This window comes from Nocardioides sp. QY071 (assembly GCF_029961765.1).
GTDB lineage: Bacteria > Actinomycetota > Actinomycetes > Propionibacteriales > Nocardioidaceae > Nocardioides.
The window spans coordinates 4454714-4471933 of the sequence record NZ_CP124681.1 but is presented as its reverse complement, the minus strand read 5'-3'; the positions used below and the strand labels follow the sequence as shown (position 1 = coordinate 4471933).

Genomic DNA, 17220 nt, shown 5'->3' with positions numbered 1-17220 from the left:
ACTTGTCTCGGGAGGACATCGTGCGCCGTACCCTCGCCGTCCTGGTCGCCTCGACCGCCACCCTGCTGGCCGCCGCCCTCGGCACCGTCGTGCCGGACGCCCCGGCCGCGGCGAAGCCGGGGCCTCAGCCGCCACCCAAGGTGCCGACCGCCACCGGGTACGGCGGCGCGGTCAGCTCGGTCGACCCCGACGCCACCGCGGTCGGGCTGGAGGTCCTGCGCAACGGCGGCAACGCGGTCGACGCCGCGGTCGCCACGGCCGCGGCGCTGGGCGTGACCGAGCCCTACAGCGCCGGGATCGGGGGCGGCGGGTACCTGGTCCACTACGACGCCGCGACCGGGCGGGTGGAGACGATCGACGGGCGCGAGACGGCGCCCGCGGCGATCCGGCCGGACGCCTTCATCGACCCGGCCACCGGGAAGCCCTACCCGTTCACGCCGGACCTGGTCACCAGCGGCGTCTCCGTCGGGGTGCCCGGCACGCCCGCGACCTGGCAGACCGCGCTCGACCGGTGGGGCACCGTGTCGCTCGCCGAGGCGTTGCGCCCGGCGGCGCGGCTGGCCCGCGACGGCTTCGTCGTCGACGACACCTTCGCGCTGCAGACACGCGAGAACGCCGAGCGCTTCCGCACCTTCACCAGCACCGCCGACCTCTTCCTCGCCGACGGCGTGCCCGAGCCCGGCACCACCTTCCGCAACCCCGACCTCGCGCGCACCTACCGGCTCCTCGGTGCGAAGGGGACCCGCTGGCTGTACGACGGGTCCCTCGGTCGTGAGGTCGCCGCCGCCGTCCAGAGCCCGCCGGTCAGCGGCGCCACGGACCTGCCCGTGCCCCCGGGCACGATGACCGCCGAGGACCTCTCCTCGTACCGCGCCCTCCTCCAGGCTCCGACCTCGGTCGGCTTCCGCGGCCACGACGTGTACGGCATGGCGCCCTCGTCGTCGGGCGGCACCACGGTGGGGGAGTCGCTCAACATCCTCGAGCAGTCCCCGCCACAGGCGACGGTCCCGACGCTCCATCGCTACCTGGAGGCCTCCGCCCTGGCCTTCGCCGACCGCGGCCGCTACGTCGGCGACCCTGCGTTCGTCGACGTACCGACCAGTGCCCTGCTCGACGACACCTTCGCCCAGGAGCGCGCCTGCCTGCTCGACCCGGACGCGGCGGCGCCCAAGCCGGTCCCGGCCGGCGACGTGACGTCGTACGACGGTGTGTGCGACCCCGCCCCGGCGAACGGCGTCACCGACACCGACACGGAGAACCTGTCCACGACCCACCTGACCACGGCCGACCGCTGGGGCAACGTGGTCGCCTACACGCTGACCATCGAGCAGACCGGGGGCTCCGGCATCGTGGTGCCGGGGCGTGGGTTCCTGCTCAACAACGAGCTCACGGACTTCTCGACGGTCTACGACCCCGCCGACCCCAACCGGATCCAGCCGGGCAAGCGGCCGCGCAGCTCGATGTCGCCGACGATCGTGCTGCGCGAGGGCCGTCCGGTGCTGGCCGTGGGCTCGCCCGGCGGCTCGACGATCATCACCACGGTGCTCCAGGTGCTGGTCAACCGGCTCGACCTCGGCATGACCCTGCCGCAGGCGGTGGCCGCGCCGCGGGCATCACAGCGCAACACCGCGAGCGTCACCGCGGAGCAGGCGTTCATCGACGCGTACGGCGACGCGCTGGCCGCGTACGGACACACCTTCGCCCTGGCCGGGCCGCCCGGGTCGAGCGCGGCCGAGATCGGTGCCGTGGCAGCCGTCGAGCTCGGGCCCGACGGGACGATGACCGCTGTGGCCGAGCCCACCCGCCGCGGGGGCGGGGCGGCGGGGGTGGTGAGACCTACGCTGGGACCGTGACCGCAGAGGACTGGACCGAGATCACCGACGACGCCGCCCTCACCGCCCTGCTCGGTGTGCCCACCGACGCGGCCCGCGACAAGGAGCGGTCCGCGCTCAGCGACGTCGACCGCGACTGGCTGGCGTCCTCGCCGTTCTGCATGGTCGCGACCGCCGATGCGCAGGGGCGCTGCGACGTCTCGCCGAAGGGCGACCCGGCCGGCCGGCTGGTGCACGTCCTCGACGACACGACCGTGGCGATCGCGGAGCGGCCGGGCAACCGGCGGGCCGACGGCTACCGCAACATCCTCGCCAACCCCCAGGTCGGCCTGAACTTCCTGATCCCCGGTCGCGGCGACACGCTCCGGATCAACGGCCGGGCCCGGCTGGTCGGCGAGGCGCCGTTCTTCGACGAGATGGTGGTCAAGGGCCACCGCCCGCTGCTGGCGATCGTCGTCGACATCGAGACCGTCTTCTTCCACTGCGCCAAGGCCTTCCTGCGCTCTGGGCTGTGGCAGCCCGAGACCTGGGACCCGGAGGCGCGGGTGCCGCGCCGGGCCGTCCTCGCGCAACGGCTGGAGCGTCCCGGCGATAGCATCGAGGAGCTCGACGCCTACTACGGTCCGAGCTATGCCGAGCGCCTCTACGGCTGAGCGCCCGTCCACGAAATCTCGGAGGTTCCCATGCGTCGTACGTCGATCGCCGGCCTGGTCGCGGCCCTGGTCGCGGCCCTGGTCCTGACCATGACACCCGCAGCCGTCCAGCCCGCGACCGCTGCCAGCAGCGCCCGGCACGGCTGGAGCACGGTGCACAAGCGGGTGGGCGCGAAGATCCAGGTCTGCCAGCACAAGATCGGCCACAACTGGGGCCTCGAGATGCGCCTCGACGCCCGCAAGGCCAAGCACCGGGTGAGGGCACGCGTCCGCATCCAGTTCCTGGTGCAGGGGACGTGGCAGTCCTTCCCCGGGGCGTCGTCACCCTGGCGTCGTGACGGCATCGTCCGCCTCACGAACTTCTTCGGCAGCAAGACGCAGGTGCTGATCAGGGCCCGGATCCGGACGAAGTCCGACAAGCCGCCGCTCACCGGCTGGATCGACGTCAGCAACGTCAAGCACTGCCCCTGAGCAGGCTGAGCCTCACCCCCGCAGGAACCCCACCAGCGCGGGCTCCGGGTCCGCGACCGTCGTGACGTTGGCCAGGGCGACCACGCCGAGCAGCACGGCGGCCCCGGCGGCGGCACCCGCGGCCGCCCGGCGCCCACGGTGTCCGGCCCGCAGGGCGAGCCAGGCCAGGGCGAGGGTGGCGCCTCCGGCGAGCACGACCATCGCGAGGTGGTAGATCGCGAAGTCGCGCACCAGCGCGGAGAACGCCGGTGTTCCCGCCGACGCCAGCGCGGCGTCGGCAGCGCCCGACGACAGCATCGAGAGCAGCGACGACAGGGGAGCGACGGCGCCCTGGACGTTGGCGATGAGCACGACCGCGGCGAGGGCGGCCAGGGCCAGCAGCGGGACCCGGCCCCGCCGTACGCGACCGAGCGCGACGACCAGGGCGCCGAGCAGTGCCCCGGCCAGCAGGGCCTTCACGACGTGGAAGGCCGCCCAGTAGCGGACCGCGCCGGCGAGCTCGCCGGTGACGGCCCCGTCGCCGGCGCGCCAGTGCTCCTCGAAGGCGGCCGGGAGGGCGTCGCGGAGGGCGCCGACGCCGGCGTAGTCGCCGACGAGCAGCGAGGCGAGCAGCTCGGGAGCCAGCACCACGGACGCCGTCAACGCGGCGGTGGTCAGGGTGAGGGTACGGGTCATGGCGCCGACGCTAGGCGGGTGCCGCGCCCTCCGCGTCGCCCCGTGGTCTGATCCCGCGGAGGGCGGGATCCACCCGTGGTCCCCCTATCCTTGGGGCGTGTACCCCTTCCTCAAGGGCCACGGCACCGAGAACGACTTCGTCCTGCTGCCGGACCCCGACGGCGCCGTCCACGGCGAGCTGGACGCCGCGCGCGTGCGCGCGCTCTGTGACCGCCGCGCCGGCATCGGCGGTGACGGTGTCCTCCGCGTCATCCGCACCAGGGCCGTCGGCGAGGCCGGGGCCGGCCAGGACGCGGAGTGGTTCATGGACTACCGCAACTCCGACGGCTCGATCTCGGAGATGTGCGGCAACGGCGTGCGCGTCTTCGGCCGCCACCTCGCCCAGCAGGGCCTGGTCGACCCGACCCGGCCGGTGCCCGTCGCGACCCGGGCCGGGGTCAAGGTGCTGACCTTCGCCGGCGGTGCGGCCGACGGTGAGATCACCGTCGACATGGGCATCCCGAAGGTGCTGGAGGAGACCTCGGTCGCTGTCCGCGTCGATGGTCGGGTCCGCTCCTGGCACGCCCTCCACGTCGACATGGGCAACCCGCACGCCGTCGCCTTCGTCGACGACCTCGACGACATCGGCCCGCTGCTCGAGGCGCCGGCCCACGACGCCTCGGTCTACCCGGCCGGGGTCAACGTCGAGTTCGTCGTACGACGCGCGCCCGGGCACGTCGCGATGCGGGTCCACGAGCGCGGCTCCGGCGAGACCCGCTCCTGCGGCACCGGCGCCTGCGCGGTCATGGTCGCCACGGCCCTGGCCGACGGCGCGGCCCGCGACACGGCGTACCGCATCGACCTGCCGGGCGGCACCCTGCGGATCACCTGGACCGCCGACGACCGGATCCTGATGAGCGGGCCCGCCGTCGTGGTCGCCGAGGGCGTCACCGACCTCTGAGTCCTCTGAGTCTCTGACGGTGACACCGACGGTGTCACGGTCCCGGCGGGGTCCTATGCTCCCGACCATGGAACTCACCGGATCCTCCGCCATCGTCACCGGCGGCGCCTCGGGCATCGGCGCGGCCGCTGCCCGGGCGCTCGCCGCCCAGGGTGCCACCGTCGTCGTCGCCGACCTGCAGGCCGACAAGGGCGAGGCCCTTGCTGCCGAGATCAACGGCGTCTTCGCCCAGGTCGACGTCACCGACACCGAGCAGATCGCCGGCGCCGTCAAGGCCGCCGCCGAGATCGCCCCGCTGCGTGCGGTCGTCAACTCGGCCGGCATCGGCTGGGCCCAGCGCACCATCGGCCGCGACGGCCAGCTCGAGTCGGCCCACTCGCTCGAGGCCTTCACCAAGGTCGTCGCGATCAACCTGATCGGCACCTTCGACATGGTCCGCCAGGCCGCCACCGTGATGAGCCAGAACGAGGCCGACGAGGACGGCTGCCGCGGCGCGATCGTCAACCTCGCCAGCGTGGCGGCGTTCGACGGCCAGATCGGCCAGGCGTCGTACTCCGCCTCCAAGGGCGGCGTCGTCGGCATGACCCTCCCGGTCGCCCGCGACCTCGCGGCCTCGGGCATCCGCCTCAACACCGTCGCACCCGGCCTGATCGACACCCCGATCTACGGCGAGGGCGAGGCTGCGGAGGCGTTCAAGGCGAACCTCGGCCAGAACGTGCTCTTCCCCAAGCGCCTCGGCACCGGTGCCGAGCTGGCCAGCATGGTCATCGAGTGCCTGACCAACTCGTACATGAACGGCGAGGTCATCCGCGTCGACGGCGGCATCCGGATGCCCCCGAAGTAGTCCCCGAGCGGTGGGGTGCGGGGGCTGTGCTCAGCCCTCGCACCACATCGCGCTGTAGGCCCCCTTGGTCGAGCGCCGCTCGGTGACCCGGCCGTCGACCGTGATCACGCAGGTCGTCGGCTGGTCGACCCGCCCCTGCTGGGCGAACACCACCGCGTAGTCCGGGTTGCCGTAGACCGTGGTGGTCAGCGACCAGGTGCTGTCGAGCACCTTCACCGCGCCGCGCTCGTTCTCCACGCTCGTCGGGATGATCCACGCCACCGTGCCCAGCTGCCCGGCCGTCGAGACCCGCACGGTCAGCGTGTGCTTCGGCAGCTGGGTGTAGTCGCCGTTGCCCTGCATCCCCGGCGGTACGCCGAGGTTGCCGGTGTGCCCGCCGAACAGGTCCGCCGCCTCGGTGGTGCCGCCGGCCGCCGCGGTCCCGGTCGGTGACGCGCTCGGCTCCGGTGGTGTCGGCACTGCTGATGACTCGTCCTGGGACCCCGCATCGGGGTCGATCGCGCTCTCCGGCGACCCCGGGCGCAGGAACAGGAAGCTGCCGACGATGACGAGGATGATGACGGAGGCGAAGAGAACGAAGGTCCTGCTCTCGCCCCCCGGCCGTAGAGCACGCACACCACGCCAACGACGCACCCCTGCGGATCGCTATGGCCGGTTTGCCGTGTTCCGTCCCACGATGTCCTCCCGTGTTCACCGACGCGCAGCGTCCCGCTCAGGACCAGGTCGTCGCGAGGCGGTTGCCTGACGCAACGTGACGCTGCTCTGGGACGACCAGACCCGCCTGACCGACCGCCTGGGAGAGCTCCGGGTCGGGCGCCGTACGACGTTCGTGGCGGGCCTGTCCGGCGCCTCGGTCCCCGCTCTCGGGCTGCTCGGCCGCTCACCCGCCTTCGTCGAGCGCCGCCGCGACCTGACCTCCGGCGTCCGCAGCGGCGAGGTCACCACGAGCTCCGCGGTCGTCTGGTCGCGGGCCGTGGTGCCGAGCCGGCTGATGGTCCGGCTGCGCAGCGACGGCCGGCAGCGGCGGCTGGTGCGCGGGCCGTGGACCGACGAGCGGGCGGACTTCACCGCCCGGGTGCACCTCACCGGGCTGGCGCCCGGCCGTCCGTACGACGCCGAGGTCTGGTTCGAGAGCCCCGACGGCGAGCGCAGCGCCCCGCAGCACCTCACCTTCGCGACCGCGCCGATCCACGCCGCCGCACAGTCGATCGTGTGGTCGGGCGACACCTGTGGCCAGGGGTGGGGGATCGACCGCGCCCGCGGCGGGCTGACGACGTACCGCACCATGCTCGGGCTGCGCCCCGACCTGTTCGTCCACGTCGGCGACACGATCTACGCCGACGAGCCGATGGACGAGACCGTGCTGCTGCCCGACGGCACCACCTGGACCAACGAGCTCACCGAGGACGTCATGGTCGTCTCCGAGACGCTCGACCAGCTCCGCGGCCGGCACCGGTACGCGCTGCGCGACGACAACGTCCGGGCCTTCCACGCCTCCGTCCCTACCGTCTCGATGTGGGACGACCACGAGACCTGCAACAACTGGTGGCCCGGCGAGACCATCGACGACGAGCGGTACGGCGAGCGCCGGGCCGACGTGCTGGCCCTGCGGGGGCGGCGAGCCTGGCAGGAGTACCAGCCGGTCCCGGTCAAGCGCCTGGTCCCCGCCGGCGGGGACGGGTTCGTCGGGCGGCGGCTCTACCGCCGGGTCCCGCGCGGCCAGCACCTCGACCTGTTCTGCCTCGACATGCGCAGCTGGCGCGGTCCCAACCCCGACACCGACCCGGCCGTCGCCGCCGACCGCCCGCAGGCCGGGCTGCTCGGCCCGCAGCAGGAGGAGTGGCTGATCCGCAGCCTGCGCTCCTCGACCGCGACCTGGAAGGCGATCTGCGCGGACATGCCCCTCTCGGCGCCCACGAACCGGGTCGCCGACCTCGACGGCTACGCCAACAAGGACGGCGGCCCGCCCCTGGGCCGCGAGCCCGAGCTGGCCCGCATCCTGTCGGCGATCAAGCGCCACGGCGTCCGCAACGTCATCTGGCTCACCGGCGACGTCCACTACACCGCCGCCTACCGCTACACCCCCGAGAAGGCCGTCTTCACCGACTTCGAGCCGTTCTGGGAGTTCATCTCCGGCCCGATCGCCTCCTCGCCGTTCTGGCTCAAGGACGACGAGCTCGACCGGACCTTCGGCCCCGAGGTCGTCTTCTCGAAGGGTGAGTCCGAGGTCGGCAGGCTGGACGTCGCGCCGCAGCCCACCAACCAGTACTTCGGCCAGCTCGACCTCGCCGCCTCCGGCCTGCTCACCGTGCGGTTGTACGACGGCGCGGGCAGCGTGCTGTGGGAGCGGGCGCTCGAGCCGGAGCGGTAATCGGGAAGCATCTCGGCACTCTCGTCGTTACGCTGGATACGCCTATGACGAACCGTGCTGAAGACTTCTCCCTCGCGGCCGCGCTGCGCGCCACCGAGGGCTGGGACGACCCCGACACCGAATTCGACGACTTCGAGTCCGGGTACGCCGACGAGCCCGACCCCGAGGACCTGACCACCGGCGCCCTCGACCTGGTCGAGCGCCATGAGCTGCGCCGCGTCGCCGGTCTGCGCACCGAGCTCGAGGACATCACCGAGGTCGAGTACCGCCAGCTCCGGCTGGAGCGCGTGGTCCTCGTCGGCGTCTGGACCGGCGGTGCCATCTCCGAGATCGAGAACGCGATGGCCGAGCTGGCGCTGCTCGCCGAGACCGCGGGCTCGGAGGTGCTCGACGCGATCTACCAGCGCCGCACCTCGCCCGACCCGGCGACGTACATCGGACGCGGCAAGGTCGAGGCGCTGCGCGAGATCGTGCAGGCCACCGGCGCCGACACCGTCATCTGCGACGGCGAGCTCGCGCCCTCCCAGCTGCGCAACCTGGAGGACCGGGTCAAGGTCAAGGTGGTCGACCGGACCGCGCTGATCCTCGACATCTTCGCGCAGCACGCGAAGTCGAAGGAGGGCCAGGCGCAGGTCGAGCTCGCGCAGCTCAACTACATGAAGCAGCGTCTGCGCGGGTGGGGCGGCAATCTCTCCCGCCAGGCCGGTGGCCGGGTCGGCGCCGACGGTGGCGGCATCGGTGGTCGTGGTCCCGGTGAGACCAAGATCGAGACCGACCGCCGCCGGATCAACGACAAGATCGCCAAGCTGCGCCGCGAGCTCAAGGCGATGAAGGGGACGCGCGACACCAAGCGCCAGGAGCGCCGCCGCAACGAGATCCCCTCCGTCGCGATCGCCGGCTACACCAACGCCGGCAAGTCCTCGCTGCTCAACCGCCTCACCGGCGCCGGCGTGCTCGTCGAGGACGCCCTGTTCGCCACGCTCGACCCGACGACTCGTCGTACGGCGACCGCGGACGGCCGGGTCTACACGATGAGCGACACCGTCGGCTTCGTCCGGCACCTGCCGCACCAGCTGGTCGAGGCGTTCCGCTCGACCCTGGAGGAGGTCGCCGACGCCGACCTGATCGTCCACGTCGTCGACGGCTCGCACCCCGACCCCGAGGGCCAGCTGGCCGCGGTGCGCGAGGTGCTCGCCGAGATCGGCGCGACCGAGGTCCCCGAGCTGGTCGTGGTCAACAAGGTCGACGCGGCCGACCCGGTCGTGGTCGACCGGGTACTGCGTCGCGAGCCCCACTCGGTCGCGGTCTCCGCCCGCACCGGCGAGGGCATCGCGGCCGCGATCGCCGCCGTGGAGGCCGAGCTCCCGCGCCCGCGCGTCGAGTTCACCGCGCTGGTGCCCTACGCCCGCGGCGACCTGATCGACCGGATCCACAAGGACGGCGAGATCGGCACCCTCGAGCACACCGCCGACGGCACCCGGGTCACCGGCCGCGCCACCGAGGCGCTCGCGGGCGACCTGGCGGCCTACGCCGTCTGAGTCTCCTCGTCGCACCCGGCAATTCGGTTCCGATTTCCCGAATTCGGCAACCTGATCGCCGGGTACGACGGATGATCCCGGCGTGACTCGGCACCGACTCCTGCTCGGCCTGCTCGCGCTCGTCCTCGCCACGGTGGCGAGCACGACGTTGCTGGCCCGTGCCGGCGCGCGCCCGGACCCGTGCGCGACGAAGGGGGAGCGGGCCGGGGAGAGGGGAGCGCTGGTGACCGGATCGGGCGCCCGGGTGCTGGTGATCGGCGACTCCTACTCGGTCGGCGCCGGCGTGCGCCCCGACCAGTCGTGGCCGGTGCGGCTGCCGGGCCGGGTCCGGGTCGACGGCTTCTCCGGAAGCGGGTTCAGCGTCGGTGCGAGTCCGTGCGGCGACGTCTCCTACGCCACCCGCGCCGCGCACCGCCGGCTCGCCGGCGTCGACATGGTCGTGATCGAGGGCGGGCTCAACGACGCCGACCAGTCGCCGGCCGACCTGTCGGCCGGGTACGTCCGTCTCGTGGAGGCGCTCGGCGACCGCCCGGTGCTGGTGGTCGGACCGCCGCCCGCACCTCTGCTGCCGTACGACGCCGTCGCGGCCGTCGACGCCCGCCTGGCCGCGCTGGCGGCGAGCCGCGGGACGCCGTACCTGTCGATGCTGGACGCGGAGCTGACCTACCAGCCCGACCGGCTGCATCCCGACCCCGCCGGGCACCGCGTGTTCGGCGATCGCGTCGCCGAGCGGGTCGAGACGCTGCTCACCCAGCGCACCCGCCCGCGTCCCTGACCTCCTGCGCGATCCGGGTCGCGAGGGCGATCACCTCGGCGGCCAGCGGCGAGAGGCTGCCGCGAGTGAGCGCGTAGACCCGGCGTGGCGGTAGTGCGGGTGCGAGCGGGTGCAGCGCGACGCCGCGCGGCCGCTCCGGCCAGCCGAGGGAGAGCACCGGCATCACCGCGCAGCCCAGGCCGGCGCGGACCATGGAGGTGACCGCCTGGTTGTCGGCGGTGCGGAACACGACGTGCGGTGCGATGCCGCGCCCGGCCAGGTGGTCCTCGACCTCGCGCTGGTCGCAGATCGACGGGAGCGCGACCATGGGCGCCTCGTGCAGCAGGTCCAGCGCCACCGGACCGCCGGGGAAGGCGTCCGGCGGTGCGACGAGGACGTGCTCGTCCTCGAGCAGCAGCGTGCTGTCGACGTCGTCGGGTCCGGGCCGGTCGAAGAACAGGACGTCGAGATCGCCGAGGTCCGGCACGGCCGCCTCGTCCTCGACCAGCCGGATGTCGCAGCCGGGGTGGGCCGCCCGCAGCCGCTGCACGAGCGGCGGGAGCAGCACGTTGGTGACCGTCTGGAAGGTGCCGATGTCGACCCGGCCGTCGCCGGCGTGGAAGCGGCTGACCGACTCCTCGGCCTCGCCCACGACCCCGAGCACCTCGCGTGCCGAGGCGAGCACCACCCGCCCGAGCGGGGTCAGCCGCACGGGCCGCGGGCCGCCGGGCCGGTCGAACACCGCGCCGCCGACCGACCGCTCGAGCGCCGCGACCTGCTGGCTCAGGGTGGACTGGGTGTAGCCGAGCCGCTGGGCGGCGCGGGCGAAGGTCCCCTCGACCGCGATCGCGTCGAGGGCCCGCAGGTGCCGTAGCTCGTACACGCGATCATCGTAAGCAACGATCATCTCGATCGAAAAGCATCGCTTTTCACGATGATGCGGCGCACCTAGCGTCACTGTCATGACCGAGACCACGCACCACTGCAACGGCATCACCCTCGTCGCCGAGACCTTCGGCGACCCGGCCGACCCAGCCGTCCTGCTCGTCCACGGCGCCTGCGCCTCGATGCTGTGGTGGGAGGACGCGCTGTGCCGGCGGATCGCCGCCGCGGGCCGCTACGTCATCCGCTACGACCAGCGAGACACCGGCCGCTCCACCAGCTTCCCCGCCGGCGAGCCCGGCTACGGCCTGCGCGACCTGGCCGCCGACGCCGTCGCCCTCCTCGACGCCCTCGGCATCGATCAGGCCCACGTCGTCGGCCGCTCGATGTCCGGCGGGGTGGTCCTCGTCCTCGGCGTCGACCACCCGGACCGGGTCCGCTCGCTGACCCTGGTCAGCACCACCACCGGCGAGCTGCCGATGGGCTCCGCGGACCTCCCGCCGGACCCCGACCCCGGCGACCCCGCCGCCGTCGTGGCCTACCTCGTCGAGGCGTTCCGCGCGTACGCCGGCGGCTCACCGCACTTCGACGCCGATGCGACCCGGGCGATCGCCACCGCCGACGTCGCCCGCACCCGGGACCTGCGCGCCACCCTGGTCAACCACTTCGCGATGGACTTCGCCGGACCGCGTGGCGGCGGGTGGAGCGACCTGCGGGTCCCGACCCTCGTCGTCCAGGGCGAGCTCGACCCGGTCTTCCCACCCGCCCACGGCGAGGCTCTGCGCGACGAGATCCCCGGCGCCCGGCTGGTCGTGCTGCCCGGCTCCGGGCACGACGTCCTCGAGCCCGCCTGGGACCGGTTCGTCGCCGAGCTGGTGGAGCACACGTCGTGACCGCGCTGCGCTCGGCGGTGTGGCTGCCCCTCTTCGACGACCTCGCGGACCCGGCGGCCGTCGTACGGCTGGCGGTGGCGGCCGAGGAGCACGGCTGGGACGGCTTCTTCGTCTGGGACCACGTGCGCTGGCAGGAGCCGGTGCAAGCGGTCGCCGACCCGTGGACGACGCTGGCCGCCGTCGCCGCGGCGACCACCAGGCTGCGGCTCGGCCCGATGGTCACCCCGCTCTCGCGACGCCGGCCGCAGGTCGTGGCGCGGCAGACCGCGACCCTCGACCGGCTCAGCGGCGGCCGGCTGGTCCTCGGCGCGGGCCTCGGGAGCGACCGGTTCGGCGAGGAGTTCTCGCGCTTCGGGGAGGAGGCCGACGACCGCCGCCGCGCCGTCCTGCTCGACGACGCGCTCGGCGTCCTGCGGCAGGCGTGGAGCGGGGAGGAGGTCCACCACCACGGCCCGGGCGGCACCATCGACGGTGTCCGGTTCCTCCCGCGGCCGGTCCACGGCACGGTCCCGGTCTGGACGGCCGGCTTCCCCGGCAACAGGCGCCCGCTGGTCCGCGCCGCGCGCCACGACGGGTTCGTCCCGGTCAACCTCGAGCACCCCGACCAGCTCGCCGGTGCCGTCGACCGGATCCGGGAGCTGCGGACCGAGGCCGGCACCGTCGCGGCGCCGTACGACGTCGCGGTGGCGCTGCCCGCCTCGGCCGACCTGGCCGCCTTCGAGGCGGCAGGCGCGACCTGGTGGCTGGCCGACACCGACCCGCACGGGAACACCGTCGACGCGGTCCTCGGGGTGATCCGCGACGGCCCGTTCCGATGACCGCGGGCGAGCTGTGGAGGGGCGCGCAGGAACGTCGGCCCCACCCTCTAGGGTTCTCCGGTGACCACCACCGCTGCCGACCGGACCTCGCCGGTCCGCGACCTGCTCGCGACGGCGGTGGCCGCGCTCGGCGGCCAGGAGCGTGCGGGCCAGGTCGCCATGGCCGAGGCCGTCGCCGACGCGTTCGCCGACAGGGAGCACCTCCTCGTCCAGGCCGGCACCGGCACCGGCAAGTCCCTCGGCTACCTCGTCCCCGCTCTTCTCCACGACCAGCGGGTCGTGATCGCGACCGCCACACTCGCGCTGCAGCACCAGCTGGTCGAGCGCGACCTGCCGCGCCTGGTCAAGGCCGTCGGCACGGTTCCGGGCGTCGACGCGTCGTACGCCGTGCTCAAGGGGCGCTCCAACTACGCCTGCCTGCACCGCGTGCGCGAGGGCGCGCCCGACGACCAGGGCCAGCTGATCCAGGCCGAGGACGCCATGGGCGCGATGGGCCGCAAGGTCCTCGAGCTGCGCGAGTGGGCCGAGAAGGCCGCCGAGGACCGCAAGACCGGGGAGCGCGACGACGCGCCGCGCCACACGGACAAGGAGTGGCGCCAGGTCAGCGTCTCCGCGCGTGAGTGCCTCGGCGCCGCCAAGTGCCCGTTCGGCGAGGAGTGCTTCGCCGAGCGCGCCAAGGAGAAGGCGCAGAAGTCGCACCTCATCGTCACCAACCACTCGCTGCTCGCCATCGACGCCGTCGAGGGGATCCCGATGATCCCGGACTACGACGCCGTCGTGATCGACGAGGCCCACGAGCTCGCCGCCCGGGTCACCCAGGCCGCCACCGACGAGCTGTGGGCCGCCGAGGTCGAGCGCGCGGCACGGCGCAGCATCCGCCACGTCGAGGGGGAGGAGGCCGAGGACCTCGCCGACGCCGCCGACGCGCTGCGCGCCGCGGTCACCGACGCCCCGGCCGGTCGCTTCGAGCAGGTCCCCGAGGCGCTCGCCGACGCGCTGGTGCTGGTCCGCGACGCCGCCCGCGCCTGCGTGGGCGCCTTCCCGAAGGCGGAGTCCGGCAGCGAGCCCGACGCCGCGATGACCCAGGCCAAGGGCATGGTCCAGGAGGTCCTCACGACCGCCGAGCGGATGGCCGCCAACTCCGAGGCCGACGTGCTGTGGCGCACCGAGGGCACCGACCGGATCCCGCCGATCCTCTGCATCGCGCCGCTCCAGGTCTGGGCCCAGATGCGCGACAAGCTGCTCTCCGACAACACCGTCGTGCTCACCTCGGCGACCCTCATGCTCGGCGGCGACTTCGCGACGGTCGCCGGCTCGGTCGGCCTCAAGCCGTCCGAGCGGGTCGCGCCCGAGGCGCCGCGCCAGGAGTGGCCCGACGACGCCCAGCCGTGGCGCGGCCTCGACGTCGGCAGCCCGTTCGACTACGCCAAGCAGGGCATCCTGTACGTCGCCCGCCACCTGCCCCCGCCCGGCCGCGACGGCCTCGGGCCGGCCCAGCTCGACGAGATCACCGAGCTGGTCGACCAGGCCGACGGCCGCACCCTCGGGCTGTTCTCCAGCCGCCGGGCCGCGGAGGCCGCCGCCGAGCACGTCCGCAAGGCGCTGCCGCACCTGACCACCCTCGCCCAGGGAGAGGCACAGCTGCCCGAGCTGGCCCGCCAGTTCCTGGAGGACCCGCACACCTGCCTGTTCGGCACCCTCGGCCTGTGGCAGGGCCTCGACGTCCCCGGCGACACCTGCCAGCTGGTGATCATCGACCGGATCCCGTTCCCGCGGCCCGACGACCCGCTGATGAGCGCGCGGCAGAAGGCCGCCGACCAGGCGGGCGGCAACGGCTTCATGCAGGTCGCCGCGACCCACGCCGCGCTGCTGCTCGCGCAGGGCGCCGGGCGCCTGATCCGCACGACGAGCGACCGTGGCGTGGTCGCCGTACTCGATCCGCGGCTGGCGACCGCCCGCTACGGCTCGTTCCTCAAGGCCAGCCTGCCCCCGATGTGGCCCACGAACGACCCGAAGGTCGTGCGCCAGGCCCTGGGCCGCCTCAGCGGCCGGGCCTGACCCACGACCTTCGTGGTGTCAGCGGGGCGTCAGCGCGCGGTGGCGCTGACCTTCGCCGTCGCGTCCTTCTTGCCGGCGTTGGCGAAGGTGATCTCGATCCACTGCACCTTCTTGCCGAACTCGTAGCGCTTGGTCTTGTCGCCCTTGCGGTTGATCTTGACCATCTTGGTGAGCGGCGCCTGGCCCTTCTTCTTGATCGTGACCAGGACGTAGCCGCCCTTCTTGCGCTTGGGGCCGTCCACGTGGACGCGCAGGTGGGCCTTGCCACGGAACTTCGACTTGAAGCGGATGGTCCGCGAGGCGAGGTGCCGCAGCTCGACCGAGTCGGAGACCGAGCGCCGCGAGCCGGACAGCTTCACGCCGCGCCACAGCCTGGCCCGCGGGTAGGCCCCACCCTCGGCGTAGTTCAGCGCCGGGCGGCGGTTGGCCGCCGCGAACCAGCCGAACTGGGTGCGCAGGTCGGTGCCGCGCGCCGCTAGTGCGGCGTTGATCGCCTGCCGCGAGTTGGCCGGGCCGGCCGCCAGGTCCCAGATGTCGCGCACGATGGTCGGCATGCCGCCGGGGCCGTTGACGGCCGGGAAGTGCTCGCTGAGGTACTTGAAGAAGATCCACGCGCCGTAGGGAGCCAGGCCCTTGCGGTGGTCCAGCGGCTGCGCCGGCTGACCCAGGGGACCGCCCTTGAGGTACTGCAGGTTGTCGTTGATCGCCGGGTAGACCTCGTCCTCGGCCCAGGTCGCGGTCGCCTCGAGCAGCCAGGTGTCCTCGTTGACGTCATAGGCGAACTGGACGGCGTGGAAGTACTCGTGCGCCGCGGTCACCTGCAGGTTGCCGAGGGGGCCGGGCACCGGGCCGAACTCGGCGTAGTCGTTGTCGAGGACGCAGTACGCGGCCGCCGTCACGTGGCCCCCGACCCGCTGGTCGGTCGTGCAGTAGCCGTAGAGGCCGCGCTTGCCGAGGTCGGCGAGGTAGACGTCGAACTCGTTGCCGTCGCTGACCGGCGTGCGGTAGCCCGAGGCGACGTAGCGGCTCGCGACGTTCTTCATCACGTTGAGCACGGCCGCGGGGTAGTTGGGCGCGGGGGCGTCCGAGCCCGTGCTCGGCGAGTAGGCGCCCTGGACGTAGTGGACGCAGATGCCGCTGCCGCAGGTCGGCGCCGCCTCGGGCGCGGTGTAGCAGGGCAGCCCCGAGCCGTTGGTGCACTCGATGCCGCCGGAGCCCGGCGGCGGCCGGTAGCCGGTGCCGGGGCGGGCGAGCAGCCGCGCGGCGTCGTCCTGCAGGCTCGTCGGCAGGTCGTCGCGGGTGAGCGCGAGGTCGCGCAGCGCCATGGTCAGGTCGGCGCCGGTCGTGGCGTCGGTCGGCGCGGCGTTCGGGGCGGCCTCGACGATGTCCTGCACCGTCTCGAGCGCCTGCTCCGCGGTCGCTTGGGCGACGTCGTCGTCGATGTCGACCGGGACGGCGGCGCCCGGCGCAGCCGGATCAGCGGCCGGATCGGTGTCGTCCGCCCGTGCGGTGCCGCCGAGGACGGACACGGTGAGCAGGGCTGCGAGCAGCGCGGACAGCAGCCCGAGGAAGGGGAAGTGGCTGCGACGAGACATCAGGACCGGCCTTCGGAGATGGCGACAGGACATGCAGACCCTATGTCACCGCCCGGTCAGGCAAACCTCACACCCGCCGGAGAACCGCCGTCACCTTGCCGAGGATGGTCGCGTTGGTGCCGTCGATGGGCTCGAACGCGGGGTTGTGGGGGAGCAGCCAGACCTGGCCGCCCTTGCGCTGGAACGTCTTGACCGTGGCCTCGCCGTCGATCATGGCCGCCACGATCTCGCCGTTCTCAGCGGTGGGCTGCTGGCGGATCACGACGTAGTCGCCGTCGCAGATCGCGGCCTCGATCATCGACTCGCCGCTGACCTCGAGCAGGAACAGCTGTCCGTCGCCGACGAGCTGACGAGGCAGCGGGAAGACGTCCTCGACCCGCTCCTCGGCGAGGATCGGGCCACCGGCCGCGATCCGGCCCACGACCGGGACGTTGGCCGGCACCGGCGCGGCGTCGCCGATCCCGGTCTCGTCGTACGTCGTCTCCTCGGCGGTGCCCATCGCGCGTCGCGCCGCCATCACCTCGGGCAGGAACACCTCGAGGGCGCGGGGCCGGTTGGGGTCGCGCTTCAGGAAGCCCTTCTCCTCCAGGGTGCGCAGCTGGTGGGCGACGCTGGAGGTGCTGGTGAGGCCGACCGCCTGGCCGATCTCGCGCATGCTCGGCGGGTAGCCGCGCTTCTCGATGCTGTCCTTGATGTGGGCCAGGACCCGCTGCTGGCGCGGGGTCAGCCCGGTCGCGTCGGCCGGTCCGTCGGGCAGCTCAGTGACGCTGCTCGCCTTGCCGTCGCCCTTGCGCTGGGTGCCCTTGCGCTCAGCCATGGTCGCCCTCCAGATCAGATCGCGTGGTGTGGTCCGGATCGACCGGGCCCGTGTGACGACGCTAACCGAATCCGGCCCC

Annotated in this window: 16 protein-coding genes; 11 read left to right on the top strand and 5 right to left on the bottom strand. The window is 73.4% G+C overall.

The window, feature by feature from the left end:
* The first annotated feature begins 2 nt into the window (after positions 1–2).
* From ggt to QI633_RS21545, 3 genes are read left to right on the top strand one after another with little or no spacing between them, the layout of a single operon-like run.
* Positions 3–1853, top strand: a complete 1851-nt coding sequence (ggt, locus tag QI633_RS21555; protein WP_282427028.1) for a gamma-glutamyltransferase — start codon at positions 3–5, stop codon at positions 1851–1853.
* Positions 1850–2485 (top strand): pyridoxamine 5'-phosphate oxidase family protein, encoded by a 636-nt coding sequence (locus tag QI633_RS21550; RefSeq protein WP_141797488.1) that lies wholly within the window; start codon positions 1850–1852, stop codon positions 2483–2485. Before ggt ends, QI633_RS21550 begins: the two co-directional genes overlap by 4 nt.
* Before the next feature lie 30 nt (positions 2486–2515).
* The gene (locus QI633_RS21545) at positions 2516–2956 is read left to right on the top strand and encodes a hypothetical protein (protein ID WP_141797489.1); all 441 of its coding nucleotides are present in this window, start codon (positions 2516–2518) and stop codon (positions 2954–2956) included.
* Positions 2957–2968: 12 nt separating this feature from the next.
* On the opposite strand, the gene QI633_RS21540 is transcribed toward QI633_RS21545, so the two are convergent.
* Positions 2969–3631, bottom strand: a complete 663-nt coding sequence (locus tag QI633_RS21540; RefSeq protein WP_282427027.1) for a hypothetical protein — start codon at positions 3629–3631, stop codon at positions 2969–2971.
* A 97-nt stretch (positions 3632–3728) separates the two neighbouring features.
* Here QI633_RS21540 and dapF point away from each other — a divergent pair, with 97 nt between their 5' ends.
* Entirely contained in the window at positions 3729–4571 is an 843-nt protein-coding gene (dapF, locus tag QI633_RS21535) for a diaminopimelate epimerase (protein ID WP_282427026.1), read from the top strand.
* A 67-nt stretch (positions 4572–4638) separates the two neighbouring features.
* Entirely contained in the window at positions 4639–5415 is a 777-nt protein-coding gene (locus tag QI633_RS21530) for an SDR family NAD(P)-dependent oxidoreductase (RefSeq protein WP_141797492.1), read from the top strand.
* Between the two features lie 30 nt (positions 5416–5445).
* On the opposite strand, the gene QI633_RS21525 is transcribed toward QI633_RS21530, so the two are convergent.
* Positions 5446–6030, bottom strand: a complete 585-nt coding sequence (locus QI633_RS21525; protein WP_282427025.1) for a hypothetical protein — start codon at positions 6028–6030, stop codon at positions 5446–5448.
* 136 nt (positions 6031–6166) lie between these two features.
* Here QI633_RS21525 and QI633_RS21520 point away from each other — a divergent pair, with 136 nt between their 5' ends.
* The 3 genes from QI633_RS21520 to QI633_RS21510 all read left to right on the top strand — a co-directional run bounded on the left by QI633_RS21520 (position 6167) and on the right by QI633_RS21510 (position 10099).
* A complete protein-coding gene (locus QI633_RS21520; protein WP_282427024.1) occupies positions 6167–7786 on the top strand; it encodes an alkaline phosphatase D family protein in 1620 nt (539 codons plus the stop codon).
* 44 nt (positions 7787–7830) lie between these two features.
* Complete coding sequence (gene hflX, locus QI633_RS21515) at positions 7831–9324, top strand: GTPase HflX (protein WP_141797495.1); 1494 nt, start codon at positions 7831–7833, stop codon at positions 9322–9324.
* Between the two features lie 82 nt (positions 9325–9406).
* Positions 9407–10099, top strand: coding sequence for an SGNH/GDSL hydrolase family protein (locus QI633_RS21510; RefSeq protein WP_282427023.1), 693 nt, complete (start codon positions 9407–9409; stop codon positions 10097–10099).
* On the opposite strand, the gene QI633_RS21505 is transcribed toward QI633_RS21510, so the two are convergent.
* Positions 10071–10961, bottom strand: a complete 891-nt coding sequence (locus tag QI633_RS21505; RefSeq protein WP_282427022.1) for a LysR family transcriptional regulator — start codon at positions 10959–10961, stop codon at positions 10071–10073. The two genes, QI633_RS21510 and QI633_RS21505, sit on opposite strands and share 29 nt — an antisense overlap.
* A gap of 79 nt (positions 10962–11040) precedes the next feature.
* Between QI633_RS21505 and QI633_RS21500 the strand changes: the two genes are divergently transcribed.
* From QI633_RS21500 to QI633_RS21490, 3 genes are all read left to right on the top strand, one after another.
* On the top strand, positions 11041–11853 hold the full coding sequence (locus QI633_RS21500) for an alpha/beta hydrolase (RefSeq protein WP_282427021.1): 813 nt from the start codon (positions 11041–11043) through the stop codon (positions 11851–11853).
* Positions 11850–12671 carry an LLM class flavin-dependent oxidoreductase gene (locus tag QI633_RS21495; RefSeq protein ID WP_282427020.1) on the top strand — a complete coding sequence of 274 codons (822 nt, stop codon included), beginning with the start codon at positions 11850–11852 and terminating at the stop codon, positions 12669–12671. Before QI633_RS21500 ends, QI633_RS21495 begins: the two co-directional genes overlap by 4 nt.
* Positions 12672–12830: 159 nt before the next feature.
* On the top strand, positions 12831–14729 hold the full coding sequence (locus QI633_RS21490; RefSeq protein ID WP_282429319.1) for an ATP-dependent DNA helicase: 1899 nt from the start codon (positions 12831–12833) through the stop codon (positions 14727–14729).
* A 29-nt stretch (positions 14730–14758) separates the two neighbouring features.
* Here the strand turns inward: QI633_RS21490 and QI633_RS21485 are convergent, their stop codons facing one another.
* Together QI633_RS21485 and lexA are read right to left on the bottom strand one after the other, a co-directional pair.
* Entirely contained in the window at positions 14759–16324 is a 1566-nt protein-coding gene (locus tag QI633_RS21485) for an MXAN_6640 family putative metalloprotease (protein ID WP_282427019.1), read from the bottom strand.
* 67 nt (positions 16325–16391) lie between these two features.
* Complete coding sequence (gene lexA / locus QI633_RS21480) at positions 16392–17141, bottom strand: transcriptional repressor LexA (protein ID WP_141797501.1); 750 nt, start codon at positions 17139–17141, stop codon at positions 16392–16394.
* Positions 17142–17220: the final 79 nt, after the last annotated feature.